The organism is Janthinobacterium sp. UMAB-60 (assembly GCF_900095235.1).
Taxonomy (GTDB): Bacteria; Pseudomonadota; Gammaproteobacteria; order Burkholderiales; family Burkholderiaceae_D; genus Janthinobacterium.
This window is the reverse complement of sequence record NZ_LT607482.1, coordinates 738840-748215: the sequence shown is the minus strand read 5'-3', so window position 1 is coordinate 748215 and position 9376 is coordinate 738840. Positions and strand designations below refer to the sequence as shown.

Sequence of the window (9376 nt, the reverse complement as noted above, 5' to 3'; positions counted from 1 at the left end):
GAACAGCACCACCAAGACCTATACGGTCACCGTGACGCGCGCGGTCTCGACCAACAACAATCTGTCCGCACTGGCGCTCTCGAGCGGCACCCTCAGCCCGGCCTTCGCCGCCGGCACCACCAGCTACACCGCCAGCGTGAGCAACGCCACCACCTCGTTCACCGTTACGCCGACCGTGTTTGATGCCACCGCCAGCGTCACCGTCAACGGCGTGGCCACCACCAGCGGCAACGCCTCGGGTGCAATCGCCCTGAACACGGGCGCCAACACCGTCACGATCGTGGTCACCGCGCAGAACAGCACCACCAAGACCTATACGGTCACCGTGACGCGCGCGGTCTCGACCAACAACAACCTGTCCGCGCTGGCGCTGTCGAGCGGCACCCTGAGTCCGGCCTTCGCCGCCGGCACCACCAGCTACACGGCCAGCGTAAGCAACGCCACCACCTCGCTCACCGTCACTCCGACCGTGGCCGACGCCAGCGCCTCCGTCACCGTCAACGGCGTCACGGTCACCAGCGGTACGGCCTCGGGCGCAATCGCCCTGAACGTGGGCGCCAACAGCGTCACCACCGTCGTCACGGCCCAGGACGGCACCACCACCAAGTCCTATACCGTGACCGTGACCCGTGCCGCCTCGAGCAATGCCAACTTGGCTGTCCTCGGCCTGTCCAGCGGCAGTCTGAGCCCCGCGTTCGCCGCCGGCACTACCAGCTACACCGCCAGCGTAAGCAACGCCACCACCTCGCTCACCGTCACGCCGACCGTAGCCGACGCCACCGCCAGCATCACCGTCAACGGCGTGGCCGTGGCCAGCGGCAACGCCTCGGGTGCAATCGCCCTGAACACGGGCGCCAACACCGTCACGATCGTGGTCACCGCGCAAAACAGCACCACCAAGACCTACACAGTCACCGTGACGCGCGCGGTCTCGGCCAACAACAATCTGTCCGCACTGGCGCTCTCGAGCGGCAGCCTGAGTCCGGCCTTCGCCGCCGGCACCACCAGCTACACGGCCAGCGTGAGCAACGCCACCGCCTCGCTCACCGTTACGCCGACCGTGTTTGATGCCACCGCCAGCGTCACCGTCAACGGCGTGGCCACCAGCAGCGGCAACGCCTCCGGCACGATCTCCCTGAACACGGGCGCCAACACCGTCACGATCGTGGTCACCGCGCAGAACAGCACCACCAAGACCTATACGGTCACCGTGACGCGCGCGGTCTCGACCAACAACAACCTGTCCGCGCTGGCGCTGTCGAGCGGCAGCCTGAGTCCGGCCTTCGCCGCCGGCACCACCAGCTACACGGCCAGCGTGCCCAACGCCACCACCTCGCTCACCGTCACTCCGACCATGGCCGATCCAACCGCGACCGTCACCGTCAACGGCGTGGCTACCTCCAGCGGTGGCGCGTCGCCGGCGATCCCCTTGGTCGTGGGCGCGAACACGCTCACGGTCCAGGTCAACGCCCCCAACGGCGCTGTGAAGACCTACACGATCGCCGTGACGCGCGCGGCCTCGGCCAACGCGGCCCTGAACGCCCTGGCCCCCTCGGTCGGCAGCCTGAGCCCGACGTTCGCCAGCGCCACCACGGCCTATGCGATCGACCTGCCGAACAGCGCCACCGCGCTGAGCCTGACCCCGACCGTGGCCGACAGCACCGCCACGGTCACCGTCAACGGCGCGCCCGTCGCCAGCGCCAGCGCCTCGGCGCCGGTCGCGCTGGCCGTGGGCGGCAACACCGTCACCATCGTGGTCACGGCGCAGAACGGCACCGCCGTTACCACCACCGTCAAGGTCACCCGCGCGGCGCCGGCCACGGCCTCCCTGGCCGGCCTGGTCTACACCGACAACAACCACGACGGCGTACGCGACAGCGGCGAAACCGGCCTGGCCGGGGTCACCGTCAAGCTGGACGGCACCGACCTCGACGGCGCGACGGTGGCCCTGAGCACCGTGACCGGCGCCGACGGCGGCTTCGCTTTCAACACCATCAAGGGCGGCACTTACACCCTGACCGAACTGCAGCCAGCCGCCAAGCGCGACGGCAAGGAAACGGCCGGCAACCTCGGCGGCACCGTCGACAACAGCGGCTTCGATGACAGCGCCGCGCACAACCAGATCAGCAACATCGTGATCGCCCCTGGCCAGGCCGGCAGCGGTTACTTGTTCGGCGAACAGGCCAGCGGCACCCTGCAAGGCTTCGTGTATGTCGATACCAACGACAACGGCATCAAGGATGTGGGCGAAACGCCCCTGTCGGGCGTACGCATCACTCTGTCCGGCAGCGCCACCGGCGTGGCCACCAGCGGCGCCGACGGCAGCTTCAGCTTCCCCGCCATCGCCGCAGGCAGTTATTCGCTCAGCCGCAACGTCGCCGACCTCGACGGCGCCCAGTACACCGACGGACGCGAACGCGCCGGCGCGGCGGGCGGCAAGGTCAACGACAGCGGCTTCGGCACCCTGCCTTTTCAGACCAGCATTAGCGCGATCGACGTCGATGGCGCCAAGCTGGCCGCTTCGGGCGGCAAGCTGGACGGCTATCTGTTCGGCCTGCGCAAGCGCGCCGCCAACGGCATCAAGCTGCCGATCGTCAGCGGCGCGGTGCAACTGAGCAGCAAACCGACGCCGGGACACAGCGGCGGCGCGCTGGTGGCCGGCTGGAATGTGACCTTGTCGCAAAACGACAAGCAAATATGCGCTGTGAGCAGCGATGCGCAGGGCCAGTATCAATTCAACAATCTGGTATGCCCCGGCTACGAACAGAGCGGCTTGCCTACCGGCAGCGGCTTTACCATCCGGTTCAACAAATCCGGCAGCAACCTGGGCGGCAAGCCGGATTCGGGCGGCGAGGCCGGCCTGGAGTCGCCGCGCGCGATTCGCAACCTGAGCCTGTCGGCCAGCGACGAGATCAGCCAGCAAAACCTGCCGCTCGACCCGGCCGGCATCGTGTATGACTCCGTCTCGCGCCAGCCGCTGGCCGGCGTCATGGTCACCATCGACGGGCCGCCCGGCTTCGATCCTGCCACCCACCTGGTCGGCGGTGCGGCCATCCAGAACCAGCTGACCGGCACCGACGGTGCGTACCAGTACCTGCTGCAGAATGGTTTTCCGAGTGGCGTCTACACACTGGCCGTGCTCACGGCGCCAACCGGCTACAGCACCGTCTCGGCCCTGCTGCCCCCCTGCGCCGGCACGCTGAACGTGGGCGCGGTGCCCGATCCGGCGTTTATCCAGTCCAGCGATGTGGCTCCGGGCATCGGCGTGGCGCGCCATAATCCGGCCGCCTGCGCTGGCCTGGTGCAGGGCGGCTCCGCCAGCACCCAGTACTATCTAAAGCTGTACATCACCAACGGCGTGTCGGCGCCGATCTTGAACGACCACATTCCGCTGGACGCGGCCGTGGCCGCGGGCCTGTCGCTGAGCAAGATCGGCGACCGCCAGAGCGTCGAACTGGGCGACACGGTACGCTATACCATCGTGCTGCGCCAAAGCGCCGCTTCCACCATCCGTCAGGCCAGCGTGCGCGACGAGCTGCCGCCCGGCTTCCGCTTCATTCCGGGCAGCGTCACGCTGAACGGCGTGCGCACCGCCGATCCGGTGGTGGGGCCGGGCGCTGTACTCGGCTTCCGATTGGGCGGCGCGACGGCCGGCCGCGAACTGGTGCTGAGCTACCGCGTGCGGGTCGGCGTCGGCAGCATGCAGGGCGACGGCGTCAACCGCGCCCGCGCATATGTCTGCAACAGCGCCGACGGCTGCCTCGATGCGACCACGCTGGCGCCGCGCGCCGGCGCCACCACCTCCAATGAAGCGAGCTTCAAGGTGCAGGTCAGCGGCGGCGTGTTTACCAACGAGGCCTGCGTGGCCGGCAAGGTCTTCACCGATTGCAACCGCAACGGCGTGCAGGACGCTGGCGAAGCGGGCATCCCGGCGGTGCGCCTGTACCTCGAGGACGGCACCAATATCACCACCGACGCCGACGGCAAGTACAGTTACTGCGGCCTGAGCCCGACCACGCACGTGATCAAGGTCGACCCCGTCACCCTGCCGGCCGGCAGCGTGCTGGGCGAAACCAGCAACCGCAACCTGAGCGATCCGGACAGCCTGCTGCTGGACGTGCGCAATGGCGAGCTGATTCGCGCGGACTTCGCCGAAACCTCGTGCGCCGCGCCCGTGCTCGAACGCATCAGGCTACCCCGCTCGCCCCAATCGGGGCAAGCCCCGCCGACCGTTGGCGGTCCCGGCGTCACATTCTCAAGCAAGGTGAAAAACAAGGTGAACAGCAATAGCGCAGCCAAGCCGCCAGTGGCAGAGCCGGCACAAGGGGAACAACATGCGCAATAAATCCCTGCTTTCCCTGCCCACGGGTCCGCGCGCCCGCCTGCTGATGGGCGTGCTGGCGATTGCGGCCGCCTATCCGCTGCAGGCCCAGACGATGGCACCACAGGCGGCACCGGCCCGGCCCGGCCAGATAACCGTACGCAGCGATCCGGCACTGGCCGACATCGTGGTCGAGACCGACACCAACATGCTGCCCGGCGACGGCCGTTCCCAGGTCGGCGTCACGGTGCACCTGCTCGACGCCAATGGCCAGCCGCTGCGCGGCACCACCTGGATCAGCGCCGACAGCAATGGCGGACGCATCGTCGATCCCCGCGCGGCCCCCGAGCTGCGCCTGGGCGCGCCGGTCGACCGCCTGCTGCGCGGTACCCGCATCCAAGTCGAGGACGGGATCGCCCGCTTCATCGTGGTCGCGCCGCCGCACGCCCAAGACGTGACCTTGTCGGTCGCCAGCGGTGCGCTGCAAGCTCAGGGCCAGCTCAGCTTCGTGGCCGAACGCCGTCCCTTGTTCGTCGCCGGCGTGGCCGAAGGCGTGATCGGCCACCGCCAGGGTTCGTCGGGCAGCCCGCAGCGCTTCAACGATGGCTTCGAACAATCACTGACCCACTGGAGCCGCCAGTTCAATGGCGGCAAGGACGATGTCGCGGCGCGCCTGGCCTTCTTCATGAAGGGCAACGTCGGCGCCGACAGTACCGTGACGGCCGCCTATGATTCCGAAAAGGCGAACAATACTCGCCTGCTGCGCGACCTCGATCCGAACCGTTTCTATCCCGTCTACGGCGACGAGGCGGTGACCGCCTTCGACGCGCGTTCCGCCGAGCGCCTGTACCTGCGCCTGGACCAGCGCAAGAACTACCTGCTGTACGGCGACTTCGCCACCGGCGCCGAATTCAGCCAATTGGCGGGCGGCGGCGCCGGCAGCGACGCTTCCCTGCACAAGCTGGGCCAGTACAACCGCACGGCCACCGGATTGCGCGCTCATTACGAAGAAGGCGCAATCAGCGGCAACGCCTTCGCCATCCACGACAGCCTCAGGCAAGTGACCGAGGAGTACCAGGCCAACGGCACCTCCGGCCCGTTCGCAGTGCGCAGCAACAGCGCGATCCAGAATTCGGACAAGGTCGAACTGCTGGTGCGCGACAAGAACCAGGCCAACCTGGTCAAGCAAGTGGTGGCGCTGCAGCGCTATGTCGACTATAGCTTCGAACCGTTCAGCGGGCGCATCCTGTTCAACCAGGCCATCGCCACCCTGACGCCGGACGGTGACCCGCAATCGATCCGCATCACGTACGAGGTGGACCAAGGCGGCGAAAAATTCTGGGTGGCCGGCGCCGATGCCAACGTGGCGCTGGGCGGGAACGTCAAAGTAGGCGCCTCCATCGTCGAGGACCGTAATCCCGACTCGCCCTACCAGCTGCAAAGCGTGGCCGGACAGATCCGCCTGGGCGCGGGCACCGAACTGGTGGCCGAAGTGGCGCGCAGCAATTCGACCACTTATACGGTAGGCCAGAGCGTGTCGGCTACCCCGACCCGCCAGGCCGGCGAGCAAATGGACGAGCGCGACGGCAACGCCGGCCGCATCGAACTGCGCCACCAGGACGAGCGGCTGGAAGCGCGCGCCTGGTGGCACCAGGCCGGGCGCTACTTCAACAATACGGCGGCCGGCCTGGGCGCCGGACAAAGCGACGCCGGCGCCAGCGCCAAGTGGCGCATGGACGGGCGCACCCGCCTATATGCGGAAGCGGTGCGCAGCGATAACGACTACGCCGACGCAGCCCGCCAGGGCCAGCGCGCGGGCGTGCTGTACGCGCTGAGCGATCGCCTGAACCTCGACCTCTCGCTGCGCCATGTGCAGGAACACGGCCAGCTGACGCCCAACGCCGGCATCGCACCCAACACGGCGCCGCCGGGTGGCGCGCAAACCCCAAGCGGCGGTTTCTTCGGCAGTCTGGACGGGGCGGGACTCGATACCCTGAGCGGCATGCCCCTGAACACCCAGGCCACCCAGGGCGGCGCGGCGCGCGCGCCCTACAGCGGCGTCGATGCCACCACCGCGCGGGTCGGCGTGCAATTCAAGGCCAGCGACAAGCTGACCGTCAGCGCCGACGCCGAGCACAGCGTCGACGGCGAACGGCAGCACCGCTACGGCGTCGGCGTGCAATACGCGACCGAGTCGAACGGCCGCCTGTACGCGCGCGCCGAAACCCAGAGCGGGCTGGCGTCGTCGTACTCGATCAACCCGGCCGAGCGCGGCACCAGCGTGGTGGCCGGGATCGACACTTCGTACATGGCAGGCGGCACCGTGTTCAGCGAATACCGGCTACGCGATAATGCCGGCGATGGCGCCGGCCTGGGCTTGGATGACGGGCGCAACGCACAACTGGCTTCCGGCCTGCGCAATAGCTGGCAATTGCGCCCCGGCGTGAACGTCAGCACCGGCGCCGAATACGTCAAGGTAGTCAACGGCAGTGCGCAGGAGGCGGCGGCCCTGAGCGGCGCCATCGATTACCGCATCGATCCGCTGTGGAGTGCCTCCGCCAAGCTTGAATACCGCAAGCTGTTCGACCGCGCCGACCAGACCGCCGACCAGGGCCAGGACCAATGGCTGAATACGCTGTCGCTGGCGCGCAAGATCAGCGACGACTGGACGCTGCTGGCGCGCAATTACCTGCTCTACCAGCGCAACCGCGCCGACGCCCTCGGCGCGCCGTTGGGGAATACCTTGCAAGACCGGGCGCAACTGGGATTTGCCTGGCGCCCGCGCGAGCGCAACGACGTCAACGCGCTGGCGCGCTACGAATACAAGACGGTGCGCGACCATGCGCGGCCCGACGGCGAGGATTACCGCGCCCACATCGTCTCGACCCATGTCGACTACCACCCGAGCCGGCCGTGGTGGATCACGTCGCGCCTGGCGGGCAAGCTCAATACCGACCATACCCTGCCCGCCGGCGAGCAAAAGTACAGCGCTTGGCTGCTGGGCGGGCGCGCGGTACTGGACGTGGCGCCAAAATGGGACGTGGGGGTGCTGGCGTCGGTGCTGTACAGCCCGCAGGGCAAGAGCCGCCAGTACGCCTACGGCGCCGAGGTGGGTTACCAACTGGCGCGCAATCTGTACCTGTCGGTCGGGCATAACCTGTCCGGCTTCACCGACAAGGACCTGGCGGGCTCCGATTACACGGCGCACGGCACGTTCGTGCGGCTGCGCTTCAAGTTCGACGAGAAGACGTTTAAATCGGGCGGGGGGATGTAATCAACGTTTCCCCATCCCTGCTTTGTCGCCTTCCAGGCGCCCCATGCAATACCAGAAATGGCCATGATCAACCGCCAGTGCGTGCAGCGATTGATGCGTAGCATGGGGCTGGCGGGAATGGCGCCTGGGCCGAACATGAGCAAGGCGCATCCTGAGCGCAAGGTCTATCCATACCTTCTGCGAGGGCGTACCCGTGGCGCGGCCGAATCAGGTATGGGGCACGGACGTAACGTATACGCACACGTACACGTACACGGGGTTACGCTTGGTGCCGGGCGGGCAGAATTCCTGCAGGTACAGGACGCGCACGCAATGGAAGGCCGCCTCTTTTCCGCGAACGTCGCGGCTATGCGACTGAATCCCCCTCCACGCAAATCCTGCACAGGCCCTGCATGCAAGCGAAGTACCAGCCTGAAATGACAAAGGGCTACAAGCCGAAGCTTGTAACCCTTTGATTTACTGCGAATACTTGGTGCCGTTGGCCGGAATCGAACTGGCGACCTTCACATTACGAATGTGCTGCTCTACCAACTGAGCTACAACGGCGAAGACCCACATTCTACAAACAATGCACAAAATTTGCTAGTGTCAACGCGAACTTTTTTGCATTTTTTTCGCGGCCCGGCTGCGGGCCGCTGAAAATCGCGGAAAAGTGCGGCTTTTATTCCGCGTGGTAGGCCGTGACGCGGGCCACTTCGTCTTTCGAGCCGAGGAACACGGGCACGCGCTGGTGCAGCTTGTGCGGGGCGATGTCCATGATGCGCTGCTGGCCGTCGGTGGCGGCGCCGCCGGCCTGTTCGACGATGAAGGCCATCGGATTCGCTTCGTACATCAGGCGCAGCTTGCCCGGCATCGAGGTGTCGCGCAGGTCGGCCGGGTACATGAAGATGCCGCCGCGGTTCAGGATGCGGTGCACGTCGGCCACCATCGAGGCGATCCAGCGCATGTTGAAGTTGGTGCCGCGCGGGCCCGTGTCGCCGGCCAGCAGTTCGTCGACATAGCGCTTCACGGGCGGATGCCAGTGGCGCGCGTTCGACATGTTGATGGCGAATTCCTTCGTCGTCGGCGGAATCTGCATATTGCTTTGCGTGAGGACCCACGAACCCATTTCACGGTCCAGGGTAAAGCAGTTCACGCCATTGCCAAAGGTCAGCACCAGCATGGTTTGCGGACCGTACACGGCGTAGCCGGCGGCGACCTGCTTGGTGCCCGCCTGCATGAAGTCCTGCTCGGTCGGCTGCCCCATGCCCTCCGGCGCCTTCAGTACCGAGAAAATGGTGCCGATCGAGACGTTGACATCGATGTTCGACGAGCCATCGAGTGGGTCGAACAGCAGCATGTATTCGCCCTTCGGATAGCGGTTCGGGATCGGGTGGATCGATTCCATTTCTTCCGACGCCATGGCCGCCAGATGGCCGCCCCACTCGTTCGCTTCGAGCAGGATCTCGTTGGAGATGATGTCGAGTTTTTTCTGTACTTCGCCCTGCACGTTTTCCGTGTCGGCCGTGCCCAGCACTTCACCGAGGGCACCCTTGCCGACGGCGTGGCTGATGGTTTTACAAGCGCGCGCGACAACTTCGATCAGCAGGCGCAGTTCGGCCGGAATGCTGTTGTTCGAGCGCTGCTCTTCAACCAGGTATTGCGTAAGACTGATGCGTTTCATGAAACCCCTTAGTTAGTGTTTTAAATACGTCTCGTGCGGTGATTGTCGGCTTACGCGCCGTTGGCGCCAAGCCGATCTACGAAATCATGACACCGTGTAGGTCGGATTAGCCCGCAGG

The 9376-nt window shown here is 66.4% G+C and carries 3 protein-coding genes, 1 tRNA gene and 1 pseudogene; 3 read left to right on the top strand and 2 right to left on the bottom strand.

What is annotated here, in order from left to right:
- The 3 genes and pseudogenes from K0F86_RS03370 to K0F86_RS03360 all read left to right on the top strand — a co-directional run.
- Positions 1-4345, top strand: a 4345-nt coding sequence (locus K0F86_RS03370; protein WP_219132907.1) for a cadherin-like beta sandwich domain-containing protein, incomplete at its 5' end; no start/stop codon positions are given.
- The gene (locus tag K0F86_RS03365; RefSeq protein WP_219132906.1) at positions 4335-7595 is read left to right on the top strand and encodes a hypothetical protein; all 3261 of its coding nucleotides are present in this window, start codon (positions 4335-4337) and stop codon (positions 7593-7595) included. The genes K0F86_RS03370 and K0F86_RS03365, both read left to right, overlap by 11 nt.
- Before the next feature lie 63 nt (positions 7596-7658).
- A pseudogene (locus tag K0F86_RS03360) lies at positions 7659-7830 on the top strand (IS3 family transposase); the annotation flags it as partial.
- A 235-nt stretch (positions 7831-8065) separates the two neighbouring features.
- On the opposite strand, the gene K0F86_RS03355 reads toward K0F86_RS03360, so the two are convergent.
- Together K0F86_RS03355 and K0F86_RS03350 are read right to left on the bottom strand one after the other, a co-directional pair.
- Positions 8066-8141 (bottom strand) — tRNA-Thr (locus tag K0F86_RS03355).
- 115 nt (positions 8142-8256) lie between these two features.
- Positions 8257-9258, bottom strand: a complete 1002-nt coding sequence (locus tag K0F86_RS03350; RefSeq protein ID WP_010401051.1) for a class 1 fructose-bisphosphatase — start codon at positions 9256-9258, stop codon at positions 8257-8259.
- Positions 9259-9376 lie beyond the last annotated feature (118 nt).